At 67.8% G+C, this 23,795-nt stretch carries 35 protein-coding genes; 27 read left to right on the top strand and 8 right to left on the bottom strand.

Annotation, left to right across the window (positions count from 1 at the left end):
• The first annotated feature begins 75 nt into the window (after positions 1-75).
• From ACZ6B8_RS35355 to ACZ6B8_RS35245, 23 genes are all read left to right on the top strand, one after another.
• Positions 76-732, top strand: a complete 657-nt coding sequence (locus tag ACZ6B8_RS35355; RefSeq protein WP_471609845.1) for a hypothetical protein — start codon at positions 76-78, stop codon at positions 730-732.
• A 44-nt stretch (positions 733-776) separates the two neighbouring features.
• On the top strand, positions 777-1,712 hold the full coding sequence (locus tag ACZ6B8_RS35350) for a phage major capsid protein (RefSeq protein WP_471609844.1): 936 nt from the start codon (positions 777-779) through the stop codon (positions 1,710-1,712).
• On the top strand, positions 1,709-2,737 hold the full coding sequence (locus tag ACZ6B8_RS35345; protein ID WP_471609843.1) for a glycosyltransferase family 4 protein: 1,029 nt from the start codon (positions 1,709-1,711) through the stop codon (positions 2,735-2,737). Before ACZ6B8_RS35350 ends, ACZ6B8_RS35345 begins: the two co-directional genes overlap by 4 nt.
• Positions 2,738-2,746: 9 nt before the next feature.
• Positions 2,747-3,160: a hypothetical protein gene (locus ACZ6B8_RS35340; protein ID WP_471609842.1), complete on the top strand. Its 414-nt coding sequence runs from the start codon at positions 2,747-2,749 to the stop codon at positions 3,158-3,160.
• Positions 3,160-3,522: a hypothetical protein gene (locus ACZ6B8_RS35335; protein ID WP_471609841.1), complete on the top strand. Its 363-nt coding sequence runs from the start codon at positions 3,160-3,162 to the stop codon at positions 3,520-3,522. The genes ACZ6B8_RS35340 and ACZ6B8_RS35335 overlap by 1 nt, the downstream gene beginning before the upstream one ends.
• 9 nt (positions 3,523-3,531) lie before the next feature.
• Entirely contained in the window at positions 3,532-3,861 is a 330-nt protein-coding gene (locus ACZ6B8_RS35330) for an HK97 gp10 family phage protein (RefSeq protein WP_471609840.1), read from the top strand.
• Positions 3,861-4,259 carry a phage tail termination protein gene (locus ACZ6B8_RS35325; RefSeq protein ID WP_471609839.1) on the top strand — a complete coding sequence of 133 codons (399 nt, stop codon included), beginning with the start codon at positions 3,861-3,863 and terminating at the stop codon, positions 4,257-4,259. Before ACZ6B8_RS35330 ends, ACZ6B8_RS35325 begins: the two co-directional genes overlap by 1 nt.
• A gap of 72 nt (positions 4,260-4,331) precedes the next feature.
• Complete coding sequence (locus ACZ6B8_RS35320) at positions 4,332-4,916, top strand: phage tail tube protein (RefSeq protein ID WP_471609838.1); 585 nt, start codon at positions 4,332-4,334, stop codon at positions 4,914-4,916.
• Between the two features lie 102 nt (positions 4,917-5,018).
• Positions 5,019-5,441, top strand: a complete 423-nt coding sequence (locus ACZ6B8_RS35315) for a hypothetical protein (protein WP_471609837.1) — start codon at positions 5,019-5,021, stop codon at positions 5,439-5,441.
• Between the two features lie 56 nt (positions 5,442-5,497).
• Positions 5,498-5,848, top strand: a complete 351-nt coding sequence (locus ACZ6B8_RS35310) for a hypothetical protein (RefSeq protein ID WP_471609836.1) — start codon at positions 5,498-5,500, stop codon at positions 5,846-5,848.
• Positions 5,849-5,870: 22 nt separating this feature from the next.
• Complete coding sequence (locus ACZ6B8_RS35305; RefSeq protein WP_471609835.1) at positions 5,871-10,727, top strand: aggregation-promoting factor C-terminal-like domain-containing protein; 4,857 nt, start codon at positions 5,871-5,873, stop codon at positions 10,725-10,727.
• Positions 10,728-10,730: 3 nt separating this feature from the next.
• Positions 10,731-12,965, top strand: coding sequence for a hypothetical protein (locus ACZ6B8_RS35300; protein ID WP_471609834.1), 2,235 nt, complete (start codon positions 10,731-10,733; stop codon positions 12,963-12,965).
• A gap of 4 nt (positions 12,966-12,969) precedes the next feature.
• Positions 12,970-14,061, top strand: a complete 1,092-nt coding sequence (locus ACZ6B8_RS35295) for a DUF5047 domain-containing protein (protein WP_471609833.1) — start codon at positions 12,970-12,972, stop codon at positions 14,059-14,061.
• Positions 14,061-14,729, top strand: a complete 669-nt coding sequence (locus ACZ6B8_RS35290; protein WP_471609832.1) for a hypothetical protein — start codon at positions 14,061-14,063, stop codon at positions 14,727-14,729. The genes ACZ6B8_RS35295 and ACZ6B8_RS35290 overlap by 1 nt, the downstream gene beginning before the upstream one ends.
• A 10-nt stretch (positions 14,730-14,739) precedes the next feature.
• Entirely contained in the window at positions 14,740-14,949 is a 210-nt protein-coding gene (locus tag ACZ6B8_RS35285; protein WP_471609831.1) for a hypothetical protein, read from the top strand.
• The gene (locus ACZ6B8_RS35280) at positions 14,949-15,581 is read left to right on the top strand and encodes a hypothetical protein (protein ID WP_471609830.1); all 633 of its coding nucleotides are present in this window, start codon (positions 14,949-14,951) and stop codon (positions 15,579-15,581) included. The genes ACZ6B8_RS35285 and ACZ6B8_RS35280 overlap by 1 nt, the downstream gene beginning before the upstream one ends.
• A gap of 10 nt (positions 15,582-15,591) precedes the next feature.
• Positions 15,592-16,020, top strand: coding sequence for a hypothetical protein (locus ACZ6B8_RS35275; protein ID WP_471609829.1), 429 nt, complete (start codon positions 15,592-15,594; stop codon positions 16,018-16,020).
• Between the two features lie 14 nt (positions 16,021-16,034).
• The gene (locus ACZ6B8_RS35270) at positions 16,035-17,066 is read left to right on the top strand and encodes a hypothetical protein (RefSeq protein WP_471609828.1); all 1,032 of its coding nucleotides are present in this window, start codon (positions 16,035-16,037) and stop codon (positions 17,064-17,066) included.
• Positions 17,067-17,127: 61 nt separating this feature from the next.
• Complete coding sequence (locus ACZ6B8_RS35265; RefSeq protein WP_471609827.1) at positions 17,128-17,511, top strand: hypothetical protein; 384 nt, start codon at positions 17,128-17,130, stop codon at positions 17,509-17,511.
• 19 nt (positions 17,512-17,530) lie between these two features.
• Positions 17,531-17,914, top strand: a complete 384-nt coding sequence (locus ACZ6B8_RS35260; protein ID WP_471609826.1) for a hypothetical protein — start codon at positions 17,531-17,533, stop codon at positions 17,912-17,914.
• 9 nt (positions 17,915-17,923) lie between these two features.
• A complete protein-coding gene (locus tag ACZ6B8_RS35255) occupies positions 17,924-18,223 on the top strand; it encodes a hypothetical protein (RefSeq protein WP_471609825.1) in 300 nt (99 codons plus the stop codon).
• A gap of 202 nt (positions 18,224-18,425) precedes the next feature.
• Positions 18,426-18,764, top strand: a complete 339-nt coding sequence (locus ACZ6B8_RS35250; RefSeq protein WP_471609824.1) for a hypothetical protein — start codon at positions 18,426-18,428, stop codon at positions 18,762-18,764.
• Positions 18,765-18,788: 24 nt separating this feature from the next.
• Complete coding sequence (locus ACZ6B8_RS35245) at positions 18,789-18,944, top strand: hypothetical protein (protein WP_471609823.1); 156 nt, start codon at positions 18,789-18,791, stop codon at positions 18,942-18,944.
• Between the two features lie 60 nt (positions 18,945-19,004).
• Here ACZ6B8_RS35245 and ACZ6B8_RS35240 read toward each other — a convergent pair whose 3' ends face one another.
• The 8 genes from ACZ6B8_RS35240 to ACZ6B8_RS35205 form a co-directional block, all read right to left on the bottom strand.
• Positions 19,005-19,631, bottom strand: coding sequence for a hypothetical protein (locus tag ACZ6B8_RS35240; RefSeq protein ID WP_471609822.1), 627 nt, complete (start codon positions 19,629-19,631; stop codon positions 19,005-19,007).
• A 176-nt stretch (positions 19,632-19,807) separates the two neighbouring features.
• Positions 19,808-20,086, bottom strand: coding sequence for a hypothetical protein (locus tag ACZ6B8_RS35235; protein WP_471609821.1), 279 nt, complete (start codon positions 20,084-20,086; stop codon positions 19,808-19,810).
• A gap of 11 nt (positions 20,087-20,097) precedes the next feature.
• On the bottom strand, positions 20,098-20,385 hold the full coding sequence (locus ACZ6B8_RS35230; RefSeq protein WP_471609820.1) for a hypothetical protein: 288 nt from the start codon (positions 20,383-20,385) through the stop codon (positions 20,098-20,100).
• Positions 20,382-20,621 (bottom strand): hypothetical protein, encoded by a 240-nt coding sequence (locus tag ACZ6B8_RS35225; RefSeq protein WP_471609819.1) that lies wholly within the window; start codon positions 20,619-20,621, stop codon positions 20,382-20,384. The genes ACZ6B8_RS35230 and ACZ6B8_RS35225 overlap by 4 nt, the downstream gene beginning before the upstream one ends.
• A gap of 11 nt (positions 20,622-20,632) precedes the next feature.
• Entirely contained in the window at positions 20,633-20,845 is a 213-nt protein-coding gene (locus tag ACZ6B8_RS35220; RefSeq protein WP_471609818.1) for a hypothetical protein, read from the bottom strand.
• A gap of 61 nt (positions 20,846-20,906) precedes the next feature.
• Entirely contained in the window at positions 20,907-21,203 is a 297-nt protein-coding gene (locus tag ACZ6B8_RS35215; RefSeq protein WP_471609817.1) for a hypothetical protein, read from the bottom strand.
• Between the two features lies 1 nt (position 21,204).
• Complete coding sequence (locus ACZ6B8_RS35210) at positions 21,205-21,420, bottom strand: DUF6003 family protein (RefSeq protein WP_471609816.1); 216 nt, start codon at positions 21,418-21,420, stop codon at positions 21,205-21,207.
• Positions 21,421-21,503: 83 nt separating this feature from the next.
• Positions 21,504-21,731, bottom strand: coding sequence for a hypothetical protein (locus tag ACZ6B8_RS35205; RefSeq protein WP_471609815.1), 228 nt, complete (start codon positions 21,729-21,731; stop codon positions 21,504-21,506).
• A 134-nt stretch (positions 21,732-21,865) separates the two neighbouring features.
• Here ACZ6B8_RS35205 and ACZ6B8_RS35200 point away from each other — a divergent pair, with 134 nt between their 5' ends.
• The 4 genes from ACZ6B8_RS35200 to ACZ6B8_RS35185 are packed head-to-tail and all read left to right on the top strand — an operon-like array spanning position 21,866 to position 23,698.
• Positions 21,866-22,252: a hypothetical protein gene (locus tag ACZ6B8_RS35200; protein WP_471609814.1), complete on the top strand. Its 387-nt coding sequence runs from the start codon at positions 21,866-21,868 to the stop codon at positions 22,250-22,252.
• The gene (locus ACZ6B8_RS35195) at positions 22,245-22,430 is read left to right on the top strand and encodes a hypothetical protein (protein ID WP_471609813.1); all 186 of its coding nucleotides are present in this window, start codon (positions 22,245-22,247) and stop codon (positions 22,428-22,430) included. The genes ACZ6B8_RS35200 and ACZ6B8_RS35195 overlap by 8 nt, the downstream gene beginning before the upstream one ends.
• Before the next feature lie 27 nt (positions 22,431-22,457).
• Entirely contained in the window at positions 22,458-22,685 is a 228-nt protein-coding gene (locus tag ACZ6B8_RS35190; RefSeq protein WP_471609812.1) for a hypothetical protein, read from the top strand.
• Positions 22,682-23,698: a tyrosine-type recombinase/integrase gene (locus ACZ6B8_RS35185; RefSeq protein WP_471609811.1), complete on the top strand. Its 1,017-nt coding sequence runs from the start codon at positions 22,682-22,684 to the stop codon at positions 23,696-23,698. The genes ACZ6B8_RS35190 and ACZ6B8_RS35185 overlap by 4 nt, the downstream gene beginning before the upstream one ends.
• Positions 23,699-23,795: the final 97 nt, after the last annotated feature.

The raw sequence follows: 23,795 nt of genomic DNA, 5'->3' as shown, positions 1-23,795 counted from the left end.
GCACTGATCCGTTCATCGAGGTCGCCCTGGTGGCGGCCTTTCCCTTTTCCGCAGCCCCTGGAGGGCCGATCCGTCATGCCTGAAGAGACCGAGCAGACCAGCGAGCAGCAGCCCGAGGCCGGCACCGAGGAGGCCGTCGAGGAGACGGCGACCGAGGAGAGCGGCACCGCTGAGACCGCGGAGGACGCCCCGGAGGCGGATACCGAGGTCGAGGAGAAGCCGTTCGACCGGAAGCAGGCCGAGGCGAAGATCCGGAAGGCGAACCAGGAGGCGAAGAACCTACGGCTGCGCCTGAAGGAGTTGGAGCCGAAGGCTGCCGAACTGCAGCGCATCAAGGACTCCGAGAAGTCGGAGTCCGAGCGCCTCAACGACCAGCTGGCCGCGGCGCAGGAGCAGATCTCCAAGACCCGGCAGCGGCTTGTCCGCTCCCAGGTGCAGGCCCTCGCTGGCATCGCCACGGAAGGCCGGGCGGCGTTCGCCGATCCTGCTGACGCGTTCGGCGAACTCGACCTCGGCTCGTACATCGACTCTGACGGCGACATCGACGAGGCGGCCATAGAGGCCGACCTCCAGGCGCTTTTGGAGCGCAAGCCGCACTGGGCGAAGGCCCAGCCCCCGGAGGGCCCGCGGCGTCCCGCACCGGATCGCACTCAGGCATCCAGTGCCAACAAGACACGCCCCCTCACCCCCGAAGACGAGTTCTCCGGGTGGCTTCATGCGCAGCTCAAGTAGCTGCTGAAAGCGAGTAGACCATGGTGGCTACGGCCCCACTGAAGTTGTCCGATGTCAACGCCTCACTTCTGCCGCGCACCATCACGGCGCCGATCTTCGAGAAGTCTGTCGAGCAGTCCGCGGTGATGACGCTCGCGCGTCCGGCGCCGCTGGCGATCGACGCGACGACGTCCGTGCCGATCCCCATGGATGTGCCGCAGGCCGACTGGGTGGGTCAGGCGCAGAAGAAGCCCCTGTCGAGCTCTTCGGTCGGCATCAAGCAGATGACGGCGAAGAAGCTCGCCGTGCTCATCCCGGTCGCCGAAGAGGTCGCGATGACCAACGCGGGCGGCCTGTACACGCAGCTCCAGCGTGACCTGCCGACCGCCTTCGCCCGAGCCTTCGACCATGCGGCGATCCACGGCCTGACCATGAAGGGTGCGGCCGGTCCGTTCTCCGACTACCTGGCGATGACCACCAACTCGGTGGTTCTCGGCACGTCGTCGCAGTCCACGGGCGGGATCTGGGCCGACCTGGTCAAGGGCATGGAGAAGGTCATCGACGATGACTTCGACTACACGGGGACCGTCGCCGACCACCGGCTGAAGCCGAAGCTGCTGCTGGCGACGGACACGACGGGCCGTCCGATCCTGGTCGACACGCAGACCCCGGGCACGGACATGGCCGCGGCTGGCACGCTGATCGGGGAGCCGCTCGCCTACTCCCGTTCGGTGTCGGGCAAGCAGCGCCGGCAGTCCACCAGCTCGGACTCCGGTCTGCGGGCGATCGGCGGCGACTGGTCGCAGGCTGCCTACGGCGTCGGTATGGACATCACCGTGCGGATCTCCAAGGAGGCCACGTACATCGACGAGGACGGCGGCGTCCACTCGGCGTTCCAGGAGAACCTGGTGCTGATCCTCGCGGAGGCCTACTACGGCTACGTGCAGGGCGACTCGTCCGCGTTCGTGAAGTACACCGGCACCCCGGCCTACGGGTCGTGACCGAGGCCCGCAGCGGCGGGAAGAGCGGCCGGACGATGCAGGTCGTCGCCCGGCTGCACGCCGCACCGCCCCGGCACAACGCGGGGGCGGAGTGGATGGCCTGGAGCATGTTCCGTGCTCTCGTCGAGCGCGGACACGACGTCACGGTGTGGTTGTCCAGGTACGGGGAGGACCACGAGCCGTATGCGCTGGACGGCGTGAAGGTGATCCCTCTGGAGTCGCGCCTCGACTTCGCTACCGCTGTCCGCCGGGCGAGTGTCCTGGTGTCGCATCTGGAGAACGTGAAACCGACGGCGGCTCTGGCCCACGGCTACGGGAAGCCGTTCGTGGCGATCTGCCACAACACGTTCACGCCGACGTTCAGGGACATGGCGTCCGGTGGGACTGCGTTGGCGGTGTACAACTCGCAGTGGATGCAGCGGGAAGCCGAAGTGTTCTTCGCCGAGTACCCGAAGTCGATCCGGCCTGGGGCTTCACTGATCGTCCGGCCTCCGGTGTTCGCCGAGGACTATGCGACGAAGCCGGGCGATCGGATCACGCTGGTCAACACGAATCCCGACAAGGGCGGCGTCCTGTTCCACGATCTGGCGAAGCGTATGCCGGACCGGAAGTTCCTGGCAGTGATGGGCGCCTATGGCGCGCAGACCGACTACTCGGACCTGCCGAACGTCGAGGTCGTTGAGCAGGTGTGCGGTCACGAGATGCGGGAGGCGGTGTACAGCCGCACGAAGGTGCTGCTGATGCCGTCGTTCTACGAGTCGTGGGGCCGTGCCGGCGTGGAAGCGTTGGCGAGCGGTATCCCCGTCCTGGCGCATCCGACGCCGGGCCTGTGTGAGTCGCTGGCCGAGGGTGGGGTCTTCCTGGAGCGGCAGGATTTGGACGGCTGGGAGGCGGTCCTGCGGAAGCTGGAGACGCCTGCCGAGTACCGGCTGGCGTCGAAACGCGCCATGGCCCGTTCCGCAGAGCTCGATCCGGCGGCGGATCTGGCCGCATGGTGTGCCGCTGTGGAAGCCCTGCCCGCCTAGGAGGCTCCCGTGGCGTTCGAGATGCCGACAGCCGAGGATCTGGGTCTGTACCTGGACCTGAGCGAGATCGGCGGGGACCGGGCGGCGCTGTTGATCCGGCAGGCCGTCAACCTGTGCCAGACGGTGGTCAAGCCACTTCCGGAGGGCGCCGAGGCTGTAGTCCTGTCGGTCGCTGGCCGGGCCTACACCAATCCGCAGCAGGTGTCTTACGAGACGATCGGCCCGATGTCGGTGCAGCGACCGACGGGTTCGGGCGGCCTGTATCTGACCAAGGCCGACAAGTCGGCCCTCAAGTCTCTGGCGGGCCGCGGCGGCGCTTTCACCGTCGACCCCACACCGGAGGCGGCCGACCCGTCGCCGACGTGGCCGCTTGATGATGCCGGGTTCGCGGACGAGTTCGAGCCGGGCTGGGGGTACCCCTGATGCCGGGCCCCTACCCCTACGGGGAGACGGTGGTCCGCCTTCGGCGCGGGCCGTCGCCGGGCCGGGACCCGCGGGGGCAGCCGATCCCCGGACCGCTGCTGGAGATGGCCGTGTCGGGCTGCGTGGTGGCGCCTCGTCAGGCGGCGCCGCAGGTCGGCGGGGACGAGCAGCAGGCGAGGGACACCGTCATTGTCGGATTCACCGTGTATGCGCCTGCGGGCTCCGACTGGCGCACCAGCGACAAGGTGCGGATTCGCGGCGTGACCTGCGACATCACCGGCGAGCCGGGCGACTGGGGCCGGAGTCCGTTCTCCGGCACTCGTGGGCCCGTGCAGTTTGCCGCGGACCGGGTTACGGGCTGAGGAGGGGCAATGGCTGCTGCGCGGTTCAAGATGTCCCGGAGGGGTGTGGGACAGGTGCTGCGCTCTGAGATGGTCCGTGGCGAGATGGTGCGCCGTGGCGAACTCATCAAGTCTGTGGCCGAGTCGATCGCTCCCGTGGGCGGCCCCGGGGACCCGCATCCCGGGCACTACAAGTCGAGCTTCCACGTGACCAGCACGCTGCGGGGTGGCCGGCGACGGGATCGCGCTATCGCCACCGTCAGCAACACGTCCTACTACGCCCGCTGGGTGGAGTACGGATCGGAACGCACTCCGGCACACCACGTGCTTCTGCGCGCCTCGCAGGCAGGTGGTCGCTGATGGCCGCTGTCGGCTCCGTCGATGTCGAGCTGCTGGTCATCGGCTGGCTGCAGGCTCGTCTGGCCGCTGACGCGCTGGTGCGCGACGAGCTGGACAACAACCTCCTCGATGAACTGCCCACGGTGCAGGTCGAGGTCGTGGGTGGCGGCGACGACGGGTTCCGGCTCGACCGCGCCCTCGTCGACATCAACACCTACGCCGCCACCCGGCAGGAAGCTGCCGCGCTCGCTACACGCGTGCATGGCCTGTTGCTGACGGGGCTGCGCGGTACGGCCACGAGCACGGCGGTTGTCGGGTCGGTCTCGACGGTCGCCCGCCCTGCAGCCCGGCCGTATGAGAACACCTCCCTGCGCCGTGTCGGCGCCACCTACCAGATGTACAGCCACCCGGTCTCCTGACCGTTTGCGGGCCCGCGCCGGACCCCCTAATCCCGCCCGTGCGCGGGCTTCACGCATGTCTGGAGACAACTGATGGTCAACATCACCCGCGCAGCGGACCTCACCGTGATCGGTGCCAACGGGGGAGGCTGGACGGCCGATACCGGAACCACGGCGCCCGCCTCGCCGCTGGTCCAGCCGGTCGCGCCCTGGGAGCCGCTCGGCGCCATCTCGGACGACGGCCTCACCTACGGCTTCGACGAGGACAGCCAGGAGTTCACCCCCTGGGGTCTCACGTCGCCGTTCCGCACACAGATCACGAAGTCAGTGCGCACGTTCAAGGTCACGCTCTGGGAGACGGCCCGTGTCGCCGTCCAGAGCATCATGTACCGGCTTCCCGCCGCGGAACTTGAGCCCGTGGGCGGCATCACGAGCTTCGCGGAGACCGCGAGCCCGGTGCCGGACCGTCGCGCCTGGTGGTTCCTCGTCATGGACGGAGACACCGCGAAGGGCTTCTACGTCCCCCAGGGCGAAGTCTCCGACCGCAGCGACGTGACGTTCAAGCAGGACGAAATGAGCGCCTACGAGATCACGGTGACCGCCTACCCGGACGACGAAGGCAACACGGTCTACCACAGCGACAAGGTCCCGGCGACGCCCGACTACACCGGCTCCTGATCCAACCCCTCTGACTGGTGGACGGGCTGTTATGCCAGCCGGCGCGGGCCCGGCCCGTCCACCTCTGCCCTGCCCGCGCCATAGATGAAGGAGGCCCGCGCCATGGCTGCCAACGCCAGGACCGCAACCGCCCGCAAGAAGACCACCACCCGCCCGCCCCGCCAGGCCGCGCCTGCCACTCGGGAAGCCGAGCCAGAAGAGGAATTCGAAGACGATGACGCCGCTGCGGCGCAGGCAGCTGAAGCGGAAAGCCACTTCGTGACGGCTCTCCTCGCCGATGAGGAAATCCGCGTGGTGCCGCCCGGCGCCTGGCGGCAGTCCTGGCAGGGGTACCTCCGCCAGGGGCTTTTCGAGGCCTTCGCTGAGGCCATTGTCCACCCCGAGGACCTTGAGCTCTACTTCGACGTCGACCCGACGAACGACGAGTTCGAAGCCTTCGTCGAGGACGCGATGGCCAAGTCCGGCGAGAGCCAGGGAAAATCGCGTGGACCCAACAGGTCTACGAGGCGCACGCGGAAGCGGTAGAGGCCGATCTCTGGCGCTACTACCAGCGAGACGTCCTTGACGTGCACCGCGGGGCGATGACGTGGCGGCAGCTGCGGGTCCTGATCCAGCACCTGCCGCCCGAGTCGTCCACGATGACCGCGCTGCGCAACGAGCTCACCGATGAGGAGCTCACCGAGCAGGCCGAGCAGGGCGAGCCGGAGCGGGGACGCTGGAGCCAGCTGGAGCAGCTGACGGCGTCGGTTCTCGACGCTGTGAAGCGTCTTGAGTACGTGACGATCTGCGCCAACGTCGAGCACAAACGCGACCGGCCGGAGCTGCCCGAGCCCACCGCGAGGCCTGGCGCGAAGCCGCGCAAACCCAAACCGAAGATTACCGATGCGGCCCGCGAGCGTCTCTTCCAACTGATCAACGGGGGCGCTGCATAGCGCTACGAGGGGAGGCCTCCTCGTGGCGATCCAGGTCGGCAGTGTCGAAGTCGATGTCATCCCGAACACACAGGGCATCTACTCCCGGCTCCGTGCCGGACTCGTACCCGCTGCGACCCGCGCTGGTGAAGACGCGGGCAACGCCGCCGGCCGGAGTTTCGGTCCGGCGATGCAGGCACAGGTCGGCGATGTCGGGCTGCGGATCGGTGAGCAGATCGGGCAGCAGATCGCTGCCCGCATCACCTCGTCGTTGCGGGACGCGATCCGTGACGGCGTCACCCAGGGCGGGCGTAACGCTCGCCCTGCGGCTGTCCGCCAGGGAGACGAGACGGCAGGCGCCTTCTCCCGCGCGCTGAAGACCCGCCTCGAAGCGGCGTTCCGGTCGCTGCCGAAGCTCCAGATCGACGCCAACACCTCGGAGGCGGACGCCGAGCTGCAGGAGCTGCGCGCCCGCATGGAGCGCCTGTCGAGCAAGCGCATCGGCATCGACATCGACGCGGCTGCGGCAAAGGCTGAGATCAAGCAGATTGAGGCGGACCTGACGCGCTTGGGCGCCAAGCACCCGAACGTCCAGGTCAGGGCGGACACCGCGTCTGCGCTATCGCAGCTGGCTGCTGTCCGAGCTGCGATTGCTGCGGTCGACGAGCGGAAGACGATCCGCTTCAACGTCAGCAACACGCAGGCGCTGAGCGCGATCTTCCAGTTGACGGTGGCCCTCGGGTCGGTAGCAGTGATCCCTGCTATCCCGATCCTGGCCGCAGGCATGGGCGCCATCGCTGCGGCGGCTGTTACCGCCGGCGTCGGCGTCGGTGCGCTCGCAGCCGTCGCTATCCCCGCGTTCGTCGGCATCGCGGGGGCGCTGCAGGCACAGAAGGCCGCCCAGGACGCTGCGGCCACCGCATCCATCAAGGGCGGGCAGGCTGCCGGTCAGGGCGCGTCGAAGGCCCTGCAGTTGGCCGGCGCGCAGCAGTCGCTGGCATCGGCGCACCGCAATGCGGCCCGGCAGATCGGACAGGCGGAGCAAGCCGTCGGCGACGCTGTGCGTTCGTCAGCGGAGGCGAATCGGCAGGCTTCCCAGCAGGTCAAGGCCGCGAAGCAGTCGCTGGCCGATGCGGTTCAGCAGGCTGCGGACCGGCAGCGGGATGCCGCTGAGCGTGTTGCGCAGGCCGAGCAGTCTCTCGCTGATGCTCAGCGCACGGCACGGCAGGCTCAGCAGGATCTCACTCAGGCCCGCAAGGATGCCGTCGCGGAGCTGGCTGAGCTGTCGAGCCGGCTTGCGGATGCCCAGTTGTCGGAACGGGATGCGGTCCTGTCGGTGCAGGAAGCCCGTGCCCGGCTCAGGGCGACGCAGGCTGCCGGGTCGAAAGCGACGGCACTGGAGCAGCAGCGTGCGCAGCTCTCGTATGACCAGGCCGTGCAGCGTCTCCGTGAGCAGCAGGCTGAGACGAAGGCATTGACCGGCGAGAAGAAGGCCGCCGACAAGGCCGGGGTTGAGGGCTCTGAAACGGTTCGGAGCGCCCAGGAGCGGCTGGCCGCTGCCGAGCGCGGGGTGTCCGAGCAGCAGAAAGCCCTCGGTAAGACGCGTGTTGAGGCGGCCCGCCAGCAGATCCAAGGCCAGCAGGACATTGCCGCAGCTCAGGAAAAGGTCGCCGAGAGCCAGCGCAACGTTACGAAGGTGCAGGAGGACGGCGCGCGTTCGGTGGCGCGCGCCCAGGAGTCTCTGGTGGCCGCGCAGCAGTCGGCAGCCGATTCCATTGCCTCTGCCCAGCGTCAGATTGCCTCCGCGTCGCAGCAGGCGGCCGGAGGCGTCGATCAGGCTGCCGTGGCGCAGGCCAAGTACCAGGCAGCGCTGGCGAAGCTGACGCCCGCGGCCCGGCAGACCTTTGATGCGTTCGTCGCGCTGAAGGGGGCTTTCGGCGCCTGGTCCAAGAGTCTCCAGCCCGCCGTTATGCCCATCTTCACGCGTGCCCTGAACGGGCTGAAGAACAGCTTGCCGGGCCTGACGCCGTTCGTGCTCGCCGCGGCGAAGGCGATCGGCGAGCTCCAGGACCGCGCCTCGCGCGGTTTCAAGTCTGAGGGCTGGAAGGAATTCAAGACCGATCTTGCCGGGGCCACGCGCCCCGCGATCATCGGGCTGGGTGTCGCCTTCGGGAACCTGTTCAAGGGGATGGGCGGCATCATTCAGGCCTTCCTGCCGCATATGGACTCTATCTCGGCGCGGATGCAGGCCATCACCGGCCGCTTCGCTGATTGGGGCACCAGCCTGAAGGGCTCGCCGGCATTCGAGCGCTTCCTCGACTACGCGGCAAAGAACGGGCCGTTGGTGGCCAAGACCATCGGCGACATGTCGAGCGCCTTCTTCGAGGTGTCGAGGGCCCTGTCTCCGCTGTCCGGCCCTGTGCTGGAGGTGCTGGGCGCGCTGGCGCGCGGTATTGCGTCGATCGCCGTGAACCTGCCGTGGCTGATCCAGGGCATGTACTTGGCGTACTTCGCGACGAAGCTGTGGACCCTCGCGATGTTCCTTTTCAACTTGGTCCTGGACGCGAACCCGATCACGCTGATCATTCTTGGGATCGTCGCACTCGTCGCCGCAGTCGTTTACGCCTACAAGAACTTCGGCTGGTTCCGCGCGGCCGTCCAGGCAGCGTGGCACGGCATCCAAGTGGCGGCGTTGTTCGCCTGGAACAGCATTCTGAAGCCGACGTTCGATGGGATCGTGCGCGCCGTCCACTGGGTCGGCCGCATCGCGATGTGGCTGTGGCGCAACGCGATCAAGCCTGCGTTCAATGGGATCTCTCTGGCCGCGCGCATCTTGATCGCGATCATTTTGGTCGTCCTCATCGCACCGCTGGTGATCGCATTCCGGCTGGTTGCGGCAGTCGGGAAGTGGCTGTGGAAGGTCGCGATCGGTCCGGCATTGAGGGGCATCGGTGCTCTCGCGCGCTGGCTGTACGAGAAGGCGATCAGGCCTGCGTTCAATGGGATCGCCGCGGCGGGCCGCTGGCTGTACCGGGTGGCGATCAAGCCCGCGATGGACGGGATCGCTGCCGCGTTCCGGTTCGTCGGCAGGATCGGGAGGTGGCTGTACCAGACCGCTCTCCGTCCGGCCCTGCACGGTATCGGCAGCACGGCGACGTGGCTGTACCGCTCGGCCATCAGGCCGACGTTCGGGTGGATCGCCGACCGCGCGTCGTGGCTGTACCACAAGGGTTTGAAGCCGGCCTTCGACAAGATCAAGGAAGCGGTACGGCTCGTCGGGAGGGCGTTCGACAGGGCGAAGACCGCGATCGGCAAGGCGTTCGGGCAGATCAAGGGCATCACCAAAGAGCCCGTCAACTTCGTTATCAAATGGGTATATCGCCGAGGAATTAAAGCGGTTTGGGATAAGGTTGCCGGGTTCGTCGGGCTTAAGAAGCTGCCCGCCGGGCCGGACCTCCTCGCCTCAGGCGGCACCGTCGGGCCGGGGTGGAACCCCGCTCGCCCGATGGTCACCAACCGGCCGACCGCGATCGTCGGCGAGGGAAACCCCCGATATCCGGAATTCGTGATCCCGACTGATCCGAAATACCGCAACCGGGCGCAGGCGCTACATGCCGCGGCGGGCACGAAGCTGATGGCGAAGGGCGGGTTCCTGGGTCCGATCGGCGATGCCTGGGACTGGACGAAGGACACCACCAGCGACATCGTCGGCAAGGGCATCGACTGGGTCAAGACCGGCGCCGACCTGATCGCCCACCCTTCGAAGATCTGGGGGAGGTTGGTCAAGCCCATCTTGTCGAAGGTCGGCAAGGGGGTGGCCGGTGCCGGGCAGTGGAGTCAGGCGATCGGCCGGGTTCCGGGGAAGATGGTGGGCGGGCTGAAGGATCTGCTCGTCAATGCGGTGTCGAACATGTTCGGCGGCGGTGGCAGTGACGGTGGCGGTCTCTGGCAGAAGCCCGTCGATGCCCCCTACGGCACGCGTTTCGGTGCCCGCGGCAGCATGTGGTCGTCGGGCCGGCACACCGGCCTCGACTTCCCCGCCGCGACGGGTACCGAGATCCGTGCCGTCGATGACGGCCGCGTCTCCGTGGTCGGTACGGGCGGCCCCTACGGCAAGCACCTCACCATCGGGCACGGTGGTGGTCTCGACTCGTTCTATGCGCACATGTCGCGGATCATCGCGCACCGTGGTGCGCGGGTCCTGGGCGGGGAAGAGATTGGCCGGGTCGGTGCGACGGGCAACACGACCGGTTCGCACCTTCACTTGGAGGCCCGGCGGGACGGCGGCGCGGTCGACCCGATGCCGTACCTGACGAGTGGTGGTTTCAGTGCCAACGCCGTTGGTGCCGCCCAGCAGTACGCGAAGAGCATCCTCGGTCGCTACGGCTGGGGGCCCGGCCAGTTCGGGCCCCTCAAGAAGCTGTGGCACAACGAATCCGGCTGGCGCTGGAATGCGGACAACCCGTCGTCCGACGCCTACGGCATCCCGCAGGCGCTCCCGGGTTCCAAGATGCGCTCGGCCGGCAGGGACTGGCGTACCAGTGCCAAGACGCAGATCCGGTGGGGGTTGGGCTACATCAAGGGCCGCCAGGACTACGGGTCGCCGGCCCGCGCCTGGTCCATGTGGCAGTCGCGCAGCCCGCACTGGTACGACCAGGGCGGCTACCTCGAGCCCGGCCTCAACTTGGCCTACAACGGCACGGGCCGGCCGGAGCCGGTGTTCACTTCCACGCAGGCGAGCGCGTTGACGAGTCTGGCGATGTCCCCGTCCGGAGGGGGCGGCGGCCAGTTCGAGGGCGACCTGTACCTCGATTCCGGAGCCTTCCTCGGGCACGTCCGCGGCGAAGTCCAGCAAACGATGACGGAACTCGCCACCACGCTGACCGCCGGCCGGAGGTGAGACATGCCGATCCCCGGAAACCTCCTTAGCCAGACCACCGAGTCCGTCGACCCGAACACCAGCGGCTGGACATCCAAGCTCAACTGCACGTTGGCCAAGGGCATCGGAGGGAGGAACGGGGACGGCTGCCTGGCCGTCAAGTCGGTGGCGGCGGGAGAGATGCAGGCCCGCACCGTCTCCTCCTACCCTGTCACCGCAGGCACCGTCTACCAGACGTTCGCTGACGCGGCCGGGGTCGTGCCTGAGCGGATCGGCATCCGCTGGCTGTCCGCCGCCAGCGCCGAAATCTCGGTGACGTGGTCGCTGCCCACCGCGGCAGCATCCAGCGGCTGGCACCGTGTCGGCGTGGCCGGTACAGCGCCAGCCGGTGCCACCCAGGCGCAAGTTCTGCTGTCCTCGACCCCGGCTGCCGGACTGGTCAACCAGTACTGGGAGAACGTCTATCTGGGATCGCCGATCAGAACCGTCGGCAACCTCTTCGCCTTCGGCACTGAGTCCGCCGAGGTCGATGCGTCCGGGTGGACGGCCGAGGTCAACGCAGGCGTCACCCGGCAGGTTCCGGTGGCGTCGTGGGCGGTCGACAACTATCTGGCGGGCGGCCACACCATCGCGGTCACCGCGACCGGTGCGGGCAACGCCGCCGCGGTCTCCACCGACCGGCCCGCCGTCACGCCGGGCACCGACTACCTGGCCTACGCCTACCTCAACCCCCCGACGCTGCTGGCCGACTGCTGGATTGAGCTCCGCTACTACGACGCCAACGGCAACCAGATCTCCGCCACCCGATCCACCCTCGTCTCGCCGACCCCCGGCTCCGGCTGGTATCGGCAGCGCGCCTCCGCCATCGCCCCAGCCAACGCCGCGACCTGCGGCGTCGCGGCGGGCGTCAACGGTGCAGCCGCAGGCCAGGTGTTGCGACTCGAAGGCATCGTCGTCACTGCCGCCCCCGTCCTGCAGGCCGGGACGATCCTCCCGTATGCCGACGGCAGCTTCGAGCAGGGCGCCGCCGGCTGGACACGCCCCTCCGGGGTGGCGGCCATCGCCCGCTCCACGCCGTGGGGACAAGTCGCTTTCGACGGCTCCTACTCGCTGGCCGTCACCTCGGCGACCGCCACCGCCAGCGTCGTGCGCTCTGGACGCTTCACAGCCCCGGGCGGGGTGGGCACCAGCTACCGGGCACAGATCCTCGCCACTCTCGGCGCAGGCTCCTGGACCGTCAACATCAAGGTCCGCTGGTACGACGCCTCCAACAACGACCTCGGGACGACCGGCGGCACCACCTACACCTTCCCCGGCGCGTCCTGGTACGCGATGACGACCGACGCCAGTGCGCCCGCCAACGCCACGCAGGGAGCGATCGAGCTCACCCTCACCGCAGGAGCCACCTCATCGTCGATGTACGTCGACGTGGCAGCCCTGTGGAAGGCCCTGCCACTCACCGCCGTGCAGGTGGTCGATGAGACGGCCAGCATCACCTTGACGCTGCGGGAACTCACCGCCGGCCAGTCGATCAGCGTCTACCGTGAGGCGCCGGACGGTACCCGCACCCTCGTGCGCGGCCCGGCGGGGCTCCTCGACAAGACCCTGATCACATCGGACCTGATGGTCATCGAGGACTACGAGGCACCCCTCGGCGTGCCGGTCCGCTACCGGATCGAAGTGTGGCCCGACGGGGCCACTACCGCTGCCACCCGGATGTCCCAAATGGTCACCATCAGCGCCGGCGACCCCAACCTGGTCTGGCTCAAAGACCCGGGAAACCCGCAGCGGAACACGCAGGTCATGGTGTCGAAGGCGCCGGACTGGCAGCGGCCCATCGAGCAGTCCGTGTACCGGGTCAAGGGGCGCCGCAACGCCGTCACCCTCTCCGGACTGCGCGGCGGGCTCGAAGGCGACCTGACGCTTTGGACTCGCACGGATGACGAACGCGCCGCACTCCACTGGCTCCTGGACTCCGGGAACGCACTGCTGTGGCAATCCGCCCCCGGCATGGGCGTCTCCGACATGTACATCACCGTCGCCCAGATCACCGAAGCTCGTGTCGGCGGCACCGCCATGGAGCCCTGGCGGGCCTGGACGCTGCCGCTGGTAGAGACCGACATGCCCGTCACCACCGGCGTCGGCGGGTCTGCGGGCCGCACCTGGCAGGACATCCTGTCCGAGTTCGCCACATGGGGCGCCCTGACTGCCACCTATGCGACCTGGGAGGACCTCCTCCTCGACCGCCGGACGGGGTGACACCATGTACCCCGTCACCAGCAGGTTCCTGCCGCGCCTCGCCGAATCCCACATCCCCGTCACCGAGGTGAAACTCTTCAGGACCGACGGGTCCGTGGTGACGCTCGAGCACACTGGCGGCTCGGTTCCCGTCGACCGCGGTCAGACGATCCGCCGCACCTGCAGTGTGACCACAGCTGACGTCGGCCTCATCCCGCGCACGCCTGCCGACAAGCTCGCCACCTACGGATCCCGGCTACGCATCGCCCGCGGGGTCACCTACGGCGACGGCAGCCAAGAACTCGTCCCGCTCGGCGTTTTCCGCCTCGACAGCGTCGACGGCGACCCCACCGACGGGCCCGTCACCCTGCAGGGCAAATCCCTTGAGGCGTGTGTCACCGACGATAAGTTCGTGGAGCCGTACAAGGCCACGGGTACCGTCGTCGGCGCCGCCACCGCCCTCATCAAGCGCAGCCTCCCGGATGCCGACGTCATCTCGACGATCATCGACGCACCCATCGGCGCCAGGACATTCGACGTCGAAGCCGACCCATGGGCCGGCGTCCAGGAGATCGTCGCCGCGGCCGGCGCGGAGTGCTACACCAACGCCGACGGCGTCTTCGTCATCGCCAGCCTCCCGGACATCCTCACCACCCCCGCAGTGTGGGAAGTCGCCGCCGGGGATGGCGGGGTGTACCTGCAGGGCAGCCGAGCGATGAATTCCGACACGGTCTCCAACGGCGTTCTGGCGCGCGGTGAGAACACCGAAGAGAACGTGCCCCCGGTGCAGTACCTCGCCAAGGACGACGACACCAACTCGCCAACGTACTGGGGCGGCCCCTACGGGCGCCGGCCCGACTTCTACAGCTCGTCGACCCTCACCACCGTCAACGCCTGCGCGCAGGCCGCGAATCTGAAGCTGGCCGCAGGCAAGGCCCCGAATGCGTCGGGCGACTTTTCGTCACTCCCGAACCCCGCCCTGGAGCCGGGCGACGTCATCCGTGTCATTCACCCCGACGGGACCCGCGAGCTCCACCAGGTGCAGTCCTTCGCTGTGCCGCTGGACACCGGCGGCGACTTCCCGATCACGACGATCGCCGCGAAGGAGGACAGCTAGTGGATTCCTCGTTCGGGACGGTCCGCAAGCTCGCCGACGCCCTCCAGCAGCAGGCCGTGGCCGCCGGCTCCACCGCGACGAGCGTGCGGGGCGCGGACTGGCGGCTCGCCACCGTCCAGACCGTCAACGGCGACGGCACCGTCGTCACCACCGACGGAATCACCGCTCGCCGGATGGAGACGTACACGCTGCCGCTCGTCGGCGACGTGATCCGCGTCGACCAGTCCAGCAACGGTAACTGGCTCGCCATGGGCCGCCTCAGCAGCGGCGACCCGGGGTGGGTCACGCCGACGCTCGGAACCGGATACACGCAGGGCAACACCAGCAGTCAGGGCAACAACAACGGCCCCATCCGCTACCGCCGCATCAACTGGCAGGGCGGCTGGTGGATGGAGTGGGACGGCGGCGCCACCCGCGCGAGCGGCGCCCAGACCGCCAACATCCTGTCCTCGGCACTGGGCGCCACGTTCCGGCCCGTTGCGCGTGCGTCGTTCGTCGCCCCACGCAACGCGACCTCGATCACCGGGGTCAGTCTGAGCACCTCCGTCGTGCACAGCCTCAAGGTCGACTTCGACTCGGACGGCACCGTCTCCCTCATCTCCGCAGCTGCGGGCGACGTCGAAACGCTGTGGTTCGCCCTCAAGGGCTTCCGATACCCGCTCACCTGAAAGGGCCCTGATGGCTGCAGCCACGTACCGCGTCGTCGTGAACGGCGGCGAATCCATGATCGATATCGCTCTGCGGGAAGGCGACTACTCGCCTGTCACAGACGACACCATGCCCTCCCTCATCTGGCAGCTGGCACGCGCAGCCTCAGGTCTCGAAGGTGCCACCACCGTCACGGTCAGCCGCACGGCGTCGGTGTCCACGGATGTACCGGAGGTCTGATGCCCACCACAGACGACTACGGGCAGGGCATCAGCATCGCCACGCTCACCGACGCACCGGACGCGGGAAAGCTCGCCGGTGACATCGCCAATGCCGTCGCGCCCCGCTCGAACATGCGGTTCGCCTCATCTTCCGAACGGTCCGCTGTGCTCACGGCCCCGGTCGAGGGCATGGTGGCGTGGCTGCGGGACGTCGACTTGCTCACCGTGTACGACGGCAGCGCCTGGTCGGTGATCGGCTCCGGCACCAAGGCGTGGACGACCGTGTCGCTGGCCTCCGGCTTCACCCAGAACGGCAACAGCAACGGCAGCTTGCAGTACCGCATCGTGAACCTCTTCGGCGAGGACACGCTGATGCTGCGCGGCGCCGTCAACATCACCTACAGCGGGAGTCCCAAGGTCATCCCGAACGGCGGCTTCGTCACCAACACGCCCCTGGTCGCCGCCGCCCGCCCCTCATCGCTGCGCTCCATCACCGGCGCCTGCTCGACGACCGACTCTGACGTCCTCTCCGTGAAACTCGACATCGGAACCGACGGCCGCATACAGATCGTCGGCACCACAACGTCGACCGCCAACCCGAAGATCCAACCCCCGTGGGTCAGCTTCAACGGAACCTTCTGCAGCCTGTGAGGAGGCCACCATGGCTACGGTCTGCAAGCTCCTTCGTGACAAACCGCAGCTCATCCCGCCGGAAACGTGGACGCTCGTCACCTACGAGCGGGTCATCAGCAACGACCGCTCCATGGCCCGCCAACTCAGCATGATCATGCCGCCGTTCGACGGGGACTTCCTATGGGCCCGCAACCTCCGCTGGGCCGCCCTCACCACCCCTGACGGCGACACCAGGCCGCGGCAGTTCATGAGCCGCTTCGTCCGCGACCCCCACGGCATCCATGACGACACAGGAGCCGCCGACCACCTCGCCACCCCCGGCCGCAACTGGGAAACCACGTCGTGGTTCTTCGCCGGCCAGGCCAACCAGCCCGTCGGCGTCGAAGTCTGGCACGACCACCACGAGCCATGGGCCCTCGAACACGCCCAATTCGTCGGCACCACCTGGGACTACTAGAAAGGGGGCCGATCGTGGCCAAGAGCGGTCCGCAGCGCTACCCCGGAGCCAGCACCACCTACTGGTACGGCTCCAAGTATCCGGGCTCCGCGATGGAGTCCAACGTCATCGTCTGGCACACCACCGAGGGCACCAGCCTCCCGTCCTACGGCGGGGGAGCGGAAGCGCCCAACTTCACCGCGAAGCCGGACTTCTCGGCGAAGCGACTCGTCTGGTACCAGCACTTCGAATTCGACGTCTCCTCCCGTGCCCTCGTCAACCGCGCCGGTGGAGTCGAGACCAACACCCTCAATGCCTGCCAGATCGAGATCGTCGGCACCTGCGACCCGGCCACCCACACCAAGTGGAGCCGCGCCGGATACGCCCACCTCTACACACCGGAACTGCCCGACTGGGCGATCCGCGACCTAGCCGCATTCGCGAAGTGGGCCAACCAGAGCCACGGCGTACCACTCTCCTCTGGCCTCACGTTCAAGGCGTACCCCTCCAGCTACGGCAACTCCAGCGCCCGCATGAGCGGCAGCCGCTGGCGGGACTTCAAGGGGCACTGCGGCCACCAGCATGTCCCCGAAAACGACCACGGCGACCCGGGAGCCTTCCCCATCGCCGCCATCCTCACCGCCGCCAAGGGCGGCGCCACCCCACCCGTGCAGGAGGACGAAGTGCCGTACACGCTCGGCCGGTACGAGACGGCAGACCGCCCGCTGATACCGGGCAAGTGGACCACCATCCCCATCGAAGGCGCCGACCTCCTCTCCGGGGCGAGCGCCTACCAGGCCATGGCACAGCTCACCGCCGAACTCCCCGACGGCGCCACGCTGCAGGGCCGCTTCTACCACTACCGCACCGACGGCTCCCGCTGGACAGCCGGACTCAGCGAACGCCAGGGGACCGCCGGATCGACCTTCGCGGACTTCCACAACTCCGGATCTATCGCCGCCGCCGAGAAGCTGCGGTTCGAAGCCTGCTACTGGCCCATCGAAGCCGACGACCAGAGGTCCATCACCATCACCACCGCGCGCCTGCGCGGCTTGTACTGGAAGTAGCCCCGGGCCCGACATGGCTGACTCCCGCGGTGACAGCACCGGCCCCAGGTGGACACCGGAAATGCTGATGGTCCACCTGTCGGATATCGGCGACGAGCGGGACCTCCGATATCAGCAGCGGTTCGACGCGCAGACGAAAGCCATCGAAGCAGCCCTGCTGGCCGCCAAAGAGGCCGTGGTCAAAGCGGAGTTGGCCAACGACAAGAGGTTCGAGGGCGTCAACGAGTTCCGCCAGACCTTGTCCGACCAGGCCACGCAGTTCATGACCCGGACGGAAGCAGAGGCGGCGATCTCCCGCAACACGGAGCGGATCCAGGACCTCACGGACCGCCTCAACCGGAGCGAGGGCCACGGCCAGGGCTTGACCGCCGGGTGGGCGTACCTCCTGGCCGGTATCGCCGCCGTCGCCACGGTGATCGGCGTCGTCCTGTCACTCACCCGATGAACCACAGAACGGAACGATCATGAGATTCTTCGGCCGCGAGCCCGTCTACATACTCGGCTTCATCGCCGCCGCCCTCCAGGCCCTGTCTGCGTTCGGCGTCGACATCTCCGACGGCACCCAGACCGCGATCAACGCCCTGTCCGCGGCGGCCGTCGGTGTCATCACCGCGATCGTCCTGAAGAACGGTGCCGTCGCCGCCGCGCTCCTTCAGTTCGCGCAAGCCGCCATGGCCCTGTGTGTCGGCCTCGGACTCGACTGGTCCGCAGACCACCAGTCCAAGGTCATGGCCGCCATCGGCGCCCTCCTGACCCTGTGGCTGCGCGAGAAGGTCACCGCCCCGATCTCGTCAACCAAGCTGGAGCAGTCCAGCCCGGTCAAGCAGCTCGCCTCCGCAGGCACCTGACCCGAACACGTGACCGATGAAATCGCCCGGCAGATACTCCAGTGGGGTCCTGCCGGCGTCCTGGTGATCCTCATGCTCACGCGGGTACTCATCACCCGGCCTGAACTGGTAAAAGCCCAGGAAGACGCACAGGCATGGCGAACCTTGTTCGAGCAGGAGCAGCTGGCGCACCGCACTACCCAAGACGCCCTCAAAGCCGAGCGCGAGCGGATGGACGCGGCCACCGAGTCCAGCCACACGACGGAGTTGCTTCTCCGGCATCTTGGCCACCAGCCCGCCCAACTGCCGCCGGGTGGTGGAACAACGTGAAGTGGTTCCGCCGACGTAGCCGCAGCCGCGCCTTGGAGAACGCTCAGCATCAAGCCGCCGAGTCCACCGCCCGCGCAGACGATGAACTGGCCACCTCCCGCAGCCGCCTCAAAGCGTCCCGGGAAGTGGCCGGCCGTCTCCGCCTCCACAACATGGCGAACGAGTACGACACCTGGATTGAGCAGGTGCTGAGAGGCGAACGATGAACGGCCCAGACCCTGCCGTCACTGCTGCTGCACTATGGACACTTCTATGCCTTGGCCTGGCTACTTCGTTCGGCTTCCTCCTGCTGCACAGGCCGCGGGCCTGGCTGCGGCCGGAAGCTTGGAACGCATCAGGCTGGGTGATCATTTCCGCTTTGTGGTTCCTGCGCTCCGTCGTCCTCATCCTCATGCGAGGAGGGATGCCGCGCCCCTACGACGGGTGGCCCGACGCAGCCGTGTCGCTGGGCTTCCTGCTGGCTGTCGACCTGCTGCTGCTGGTGCGTTTCCTGTCGTGGTGGCACTGGTCCCGGCCCGGACCTGCATCCTCTGGTGCATGAATACGATCGAACTGGAGTGTGAACATGCCCGACCCGCGCCCCATGGACCGCCGGACCGACGACTCGGCAGGCGACATGCCGTCCCTCGTCGGACTCGGTCTCGCCGAACCGCAGCCGGAGCCCTCCTACGAGGGCCTCTTCCTGGAACCGGACCCGCCCCCGGAAAGCCCGACCGAGTAGCTGCCGACGCCTGGCACTGAGCCCCACCCTCCTTCGGGAGGGTGGGGCTCTTCTGTGTGTCTACTCCGCCAGCTGCTTGTTCAACTCGGCAGCATGCGGCCCGGAGTCGGCGGAGGGCATCTTCCAGCGGTAGGCGGTCTCCTCGCCGTCCACGTAGATCAGCGTGCCTTCCTGTGCCTGCTCTGGTGTCAGGTCAAAGGCTTGCAGCCGCCACTGGTAGGTGCCCGGCTGTACCGGGTCGGCGTTGTTGTACTTGTCCACGGTGATACTCGACGAGTTGCCGCTGTCGAAGCCAATCGACTCCCCGTCCGGCGCGATCCACGACCAGCCCCCACCGCTGATCGGGGCCACCTCGTCCGCCGGCGCCCCCGTCATCGCCTTGTCCTTCATCGTGACGACGGCGAAGACACCGTTCTTCGCGGACTCTGTGCCGGTCTTCTTCACGTACACGACGGTGTCGGGTGTGATCTGCAGGACACCGGTCCCGCCGTCGCCGGTGGTCTGCGCGGGCGCGCCGAGCTTCAGCGTCTTGTCGACGCCGCCCCCGTCCCCGTCGTTCGACTCCTTCGATTTCGACGCGGGCGCCTTGGTGGCCGACTTCTCGTCGGGGTCGCCGTCTCCGCTGCTGCATGCGGTGAGCGCCGCGAGGAGCAGGATCACCGTGGCTACGGATGTACGAACGCGCATGGGTGCCCCCAGAGTTGAGCTAGAGGGACACCGTAGGGCAGAAGCGACCGGCGGGGGAGTGCGGGCGGTCGGGCTGTGACATGCGGATACGACTGTGCCCCACCCTCGGGTGAGAGCGGGGCGCAGTCGGTAGGGTTCGGGGAGGTCCCCGCCTGTTAACGGCAGGCGGGGGCCGCTCACGTTCTGGTGCCGCGGTTAGCGCGCTGCCGCTCAGTGCAGTTGTGCGGGGGCAGGGTCTCCAGCGTCTTCGTGCGGACGAGGGTTCCGCAGTCCGAGCACGAGATCAGCCCTGTGCGCTCCCACTCCCGCTCTTCCTGCTGGTCGGCCTCGGTACGGAGGGCGGCAGCCTTCTCCAGCCACATGCGCTCATCGTCGGTGCGAGGCCCGGCGGTGACAGGGGGTACCCGGCTCTCCAACTCTGCGGCCTGCTCTCGCAGCTCGGTGGACGTACTCACGGTCGGCATCCTCACTTCTCGGCGAGTTCGGCGCAGTAGAACGCGAACTTGCGGCTGTAGTCGGAGTGTCCGACCGCTTGCCGTTCGGCGCGCACGATGGCGGCGGCGGGGATGGCGGGCAGGCCGCGCTCGGCGCGGATCGCGTTGACGGTGTCGTGCATGCGGGACCGCTCATAGGTTGCCCACTCGCACTCCTGGCCGTCCGGACCGTCGACGAGGTCGGGACGCTTCGGACGCTCCTCCTGCGCTGCGGCCAGCGTGGCGCGCAGGACGTCGGTGGCCGCCTTGAGGGAGCTCACGGATTCGCCTCCTTCTGCTGCTCGTTCCAGTCGACGCACAGGTTTCGCAGCTCGTCGCAGAGTCCGTCGTACACGGACTTGGCGCGGATGTACGTCTTCTTCGCGTCCTCGGCGTCCGCTTCCAGGCGACGCCGCTTCTCCTCGTACTCCTCGCGGGTCATCCGCTTGGGGCTGCCCAGGTCCGCGACGCTCTCCCGCATGGCCGCTAGCCGCTGAACGGCCGGCTGCTCCGGCATGGTCGGTCTCCTCACTTCTCGGCGGTGAGCGCCCGGAGGTCGCCCATGGTGAGGCCGGTGCGCACGCCCTGGCCGTAGATGTTGTTGGTCGCCTCGATCATCAGGCGGTCGTCCGGTTCGTCGGCGTACACGGCGAGGACGTGGGCCAGTGCCTCGGCCGCAGTGGCGGGTGCATCGCCGTACTGCTCCATCGCCTCGCGGCGGATCTGATTCATGGATCGCATCTCAACTCTCCTCGGTGGCGTGATGCTTGCGGATGTGGTTGGTGACGGGGCGGGGGTGGGCTCAGGTGTCCAGCACCTCGGCATGCTGCGCCAGCTTGGCCAGAGCGTCCCTCGTGTTCGGTGCCAGTCCGACGAACCCGCCGCCCTGACCGTAGACGCTCGGGATGCGGCCCGCCTTCGTCGGAATCTCGACCGAGCCAACGAACGCTTTGTCGGTCGGCTGGTCGCCCTTGAACAGCCACAGCCAGCCGTTACCCAGGCTGTCGGTGCCGGTGGCCAGGGTGTAGCCCGGCGGAGTGTCGTCGTCGACGCCGTGCCAGACGATCGTGGCATCGGCGGAGCGGAAACGAGCGGGCATCTCAGTCCTCCTCTTTGAGGATGCGGTCGATGGTGGTGCGGGCGATGCCGGTCAGGACGTGGATGCGGTTCTTGCTCACCCCGGCGGCGTTCGCGCGGCGGACCATGTCGTCGCGGCCGTCGGCCCATCGCTGGTACTCGGTCAACTCCCGCTCGGCTGCGGCAGTCTCATCATCGCTCATGTAGCGAATGATGCATGTATCGAACGCTACAGTCAAGGGTGTGGGCTAGCGCATAACGTTCCCTTACGCGCTGCGAGTTGATCAGCGACGGCTCTCGATAACATGCCATATCGCGGGCGCTATTTGGGGTGATTGTCCGACTCCCCGTCTTGGGTATGCGACCTTTGTGGATCCCCTTCCGTCGCTCGCTCGCGCCGCTTCTTCTTCACCCAGTCGTGCATCGCCTCAATGAGCGCGTCGGACGGGGAGCGGTCCTCCGCTTTGGCCAGCGCCTCGAACTCGTCGCGCAGCGGCTTGGGCGGCCGGAAGCCCATGACCTTCGTCTGCCCGGTGGCGGGTCGCCCCATCACTCCCCCTCGGTTTGTGTTTAACAGAATCTAGCACTCATCTGGCGCGACGGCTTGACGCAGGCGAAGAGGGGTGGCATTCTTGTTTAACAGAAACAGCTGATATGCAGGTCAGATTGAAGGTAGGGGTGACGATGGTCAGCAAGTACCACCCGAGGCGAGTTCGCGACCACTACGCCCACACCCTCAAGCCGAACAGCCCCGCCGAATGGGCGGACCAGCGCACCTCCATGGCCGACGCCTACACCGCCCTCTGCCTCCACTGTGGCGTCAACATCGACGACATCGACCCCAGCGACGGCCTCGACTACTCCCGACGTCAGTACGACGAGGTTCGCGACTCCTGGAGGGACCTGATCGAACAGCACGGGATCAGCGACTGGGCGACCCGCGAAATTACCAAGACGTTCGAGCGCTGGGCAGACCGCCGACCGCAGTACACCGACGGTGACAACTGGCTGAAGCTCGCCGAGGAATGGCAGCTCACGCACCTGGACCGGAAGGGGGGGCGTCATGGATGACGCGGCGCGCGATCGCGGGCAGCGGATGCTCTTCGACGTCTTCGACGCCCTCCGGGCGGCGGAGGGCGGTCGGCCGATCCCGGGGCACGTCGAGAAGCGGTGGCGCGAGGAGGCGCGGGTCGCCGCAAAGGCGCACGCGCTCTTGAGGCTGCGTCGCGAACTCGACCTGCCCACCTGACAACATTGTTTTCAAGGAGGACTTGAGATGGCACACGACGCCGTGAAACTGATCAGGGACATCACCGGCCGCTACGGCGTAACCGTCCCCACCCCTGCCGCCACGGAGATCGCCGCCGCCCTCGAAGGCGGATACCAGCAATTCACCACCGACGTGATGGCCATCTGGGCTGGATGGACTGCGGGAAGGCTGGCCGAGGAGGACGCCATGTCCGCGATCTCCGACCGATACAGGGAGTTGACGGAAGGCCCGTGACCGACCTCGTCCCGCACCAGCCGCACGCCACCCCCGCCGTCCGTGACGCTGCGACGCTCGCCGTCCTCGCCGCCATGGAAGAGGCAGCCGAGAAGCACCTCGACGCCATCCGCCCCCACAACACGAAGCGCGGCTACGCCAACGACTGGGCGCTGTGGGAGGAGTTCCACGACTGGCTCGCCGAACAGACCGGCCACCGCCTCGCGTTGACCGACGTCACCAAAGGCACCCTCGTCGGGTTCGTCGTCTGGCTCGACACGATCAAGCTCGCCGCGCCCACGAGCATCGACCGCAGGATCACCGGAGTCACCGTCACGCTGCGACGAGAGCACGGCATCGAGATCCCCAAGGACGTCACCGTTGCAGCGAGGCAGGCGCTCAAGCCACTCAAGAGCGACGAGGAACGCCTCGCGCGCGGCAGAGGCCAAGCCAAAGCCGCCACCCCCGACCAGCTCCGCCAGATGGCCGCCGCCATACCCGACAGCCTCACCGGACTCCGAGACCGCTCCCTCTGGCTCATGGCGTTCTTCATCGCCGGACGCTCCGCCGAAGTCGCCGCCCTCCGAGTCGACGGCATCACCCTCCACAGCGAAGGCCTCAAAGTCCGCATCCCCGGCGTCAAGGGCAAGGCTGCTCGCGAAGTCGTTGTCGCGCGCGACAAGAACCCCGACACCTGCCCCGTCCGCGCCTGGTCCACCTGGAAGACCGCCAGCGGCATCACCACCGGAGCCGCCTTCCGCGCCATCGACGTCTGGGGCAACATCGCCGACCGGCACCTCACCGCCGAAGCCGTCCGAGAGATCATCGCCCGCAACGCCGAACGCGCGGGCGTCACCGTCCGCCTGACCGGGCACTCGATGCGAGCCGGGTTCATCACCGCCAGTCGGCGAGCAGGGAAGCGGGAAGAGAAGATCCGCGAACAGTCCGGCCACGCGGAAGGGAGCCCGGTCTTCTGGCGGTACATCCGCGACGCCGACAAGTGGGTCGACGCCGCATCCGACGACATCCTCTGAGCACGTCAACGCCCCGCGCCGTCTGGCTGCGGGGCGTTGTGTTGCGCCGTTCTATCCCCAGGCGGTGTCGTTCATGGCGTCTCCCCGATACGTAGGT

The organism is Streptomyces sp. NPDC041122, assembly GCF_055592445.1.
This window is presented reverse-complemented; position numbering and strand designations above follow the sequence as displayed.

What these genes read in the sequence shown, in the direction of transcription:
- ACZ6B8_RS35215 (WP_471609817.1), bottom strand. Translation starts at nt 21,203, where the DNA reads ATGCCCGCTCGTTTCCGCTCCGCCGATGCCACGATCGTCTGGCACGGC.
- ACZ6B8_RS35260 (WP_471609826.1), top strand. Translation starts at nt 17,531, where the DNA reads ATGAGATTCTTCGGCCGCGAGCCCGTCTACATACTCGGCTTCATCGCC.
- ACZ6B8_RS35220 (WP_471609818.1), bottom strand. Translation starts at nt 20,845, where the DNA reads ATGCGATCCATGAATCAGATCCGCCGCGAGGCGATGGAGCAGTACGGC.
- ACZ6B8_RS35335 (WP_471609841.1), top strand. Translation starts at nt 3,160, where the DNA reads ATGCCGGGCCCCTACCCCTACGGGGAGACGGTGGTCCGCCTTCGGCGC.
- ACZ6B8_RS35190 (WP_471609812.1), top strand. Translation starts at nt 22,458, where the DNA reads ATGGCACACGACGCCGTGAAACTGATCAGGGACATCACCGGCCGCTAC.
- ACZ6B8_RS35225 (WP_471609819.1), bottom strand. Translation starts at nt 20,621, where the DNA reads ATGCCGGAGCAGCCGGCCGTTCAGCGGCTAGCGGCCATGCGGGAGAGC.
- ACZ6B8_RS35265 (WP_471609827.1), top strand. Translation starts at nt 17,128, where the DNA reads ATGCTGATGGTCCACCTGTCGGATATCGGCGACGAGCGGGACCTCCGA.
- ACZ6B8_RS35250 (WP_471609824.1), top strand. Translation starts at nt 18,426, where the DNA reads ATGAACGGCCCAGACCCTGCCGTCACTGCTGCTGCACTATGGACACTT.
- ACZ6B8_RS35310 (WP_471609836.1), top strand. Translation starts at nt 5,498, where the DNA reads ATGACGTGGCGGCAGCTGCGGGTCCTGATCCAGCACCTGCCGCCCGAG.
- ACZ6B8_RS35330 (WP_471609840.1), top strand. Translation starts at nt 3,532, where the DNA reads ATGGCTGCTGCGCGGTTCAAGATGTCCCGGAGGGGTGTGGGACAGGTG.
- ACZ6B8_RS35320 (WP_471609838.1), top strand. Translation starts at nt 4,332, where the DNA reads ATGGTCAACATCACCCGCGCAGCGGACCTCACCGTGATCGGTGCCAAC.
- ACZ6B8_RS35315 (WP_471609837.1), top strand. Translation starts at nt 5,019, where the DNA reads ATGGCTGCCAACGCCAGGACCGCAACCGCCCGCAAGAAGACCACCACC.
- ACZ6B8_RS35325 (WP_471609839.1), top strand. Translation starts at nt 3,861, where the DNA reads ATGGCCGCTGTCGGCTCCGTCGATGTCGAGCTGCTGGTCATCGGCTGG.
- ACZ6B8_RS35295 (WP_471609833.1), top strand. Translation starts at nt 12,970, where the DNA reads ATGTACCCCGTCACCAGCAGGTTCCTGCCGCGCCTCGCCGAATCCCAC.
- ACZ6B8_RS35245 (WP_471609823.1), top strand. Translation starts at nt 18,789, where the DNA reads ATGCCCGACCCGCGCCCCATGGACCGCCGGACCGACGACTCGGCAGGC.
- ACZ6B8_RS35285 (WP_471609831.1), top strand. Translation starts at nt 14,740, where the DNA reads ATGGCTGCAGCCACGTACCGCGTCGTCGTGAACGGCGGCGAATCCATG.
- ACZ6B8_RS35195 (WP_471609813.1), top strand. Translation starts at nt 22,245, where the DNA reads ATGGATGACGCGGCGCGCGATCGCGGGCAGCGGATGCTCTTCGACGTC.
- ACZ6B8_RS35355 (WP_471609845.1), top strand. Translation starts at nt 76, where the DNA reads ATGCCTGAAGAGACCGAGCAGACCAGCGAGCAGCAGCCCGAGGCCGGC.
- ACZ6B8_RS35200 (WP_471609814.1), top strand. Translation starts at nt 21,866, where the DNA reads ATGGTCAGCAAGTACCACCCGAGGCGAGTTCGCGACCACTACGCCCAC.
- ACZ6B8_RS35275 (WP_471609829.1), top strand. Translation starts at nt 15,592, where the DNA reads ATGGCTACGGTCTGCAAGCTCCTTCGTGACAAACCGCAGCTCATCCCG.
- ACZ6B8_RS35240 (WP_471609822.1), bottom strand. Translation starts at nt 19,631, where the DNA reads ATGCGCGTTCGTACATCCGTAGCCACGGTGATCCTGCTCCTCGCGGCG.
- ACZ6B8_RS35300 (WP_471609834.1), top strand. Translation starts at nt 10,731, where the DNA reads ATGCCGATCCCCGGAAACCTCCTTAGCCAGACCACCGAGTCCGTCGAC.
- ACZ6B8_RS35280 (WP_471609830.1), top strand. Translation starts at nt 14,949, where the DNA reads ATGCCCACCACAGACGACTACGGGCAGGGCATCAGCATCGCCACGCTC.
- ACZ6B8_RS35205 (WP_471609815.1), bottom strand. Translation starts at nt 21,731, where the DNA reads ATGGGGCGACCCGCCACCGGGCAGACGAAGGTCATGGGCTTCCGGCCG.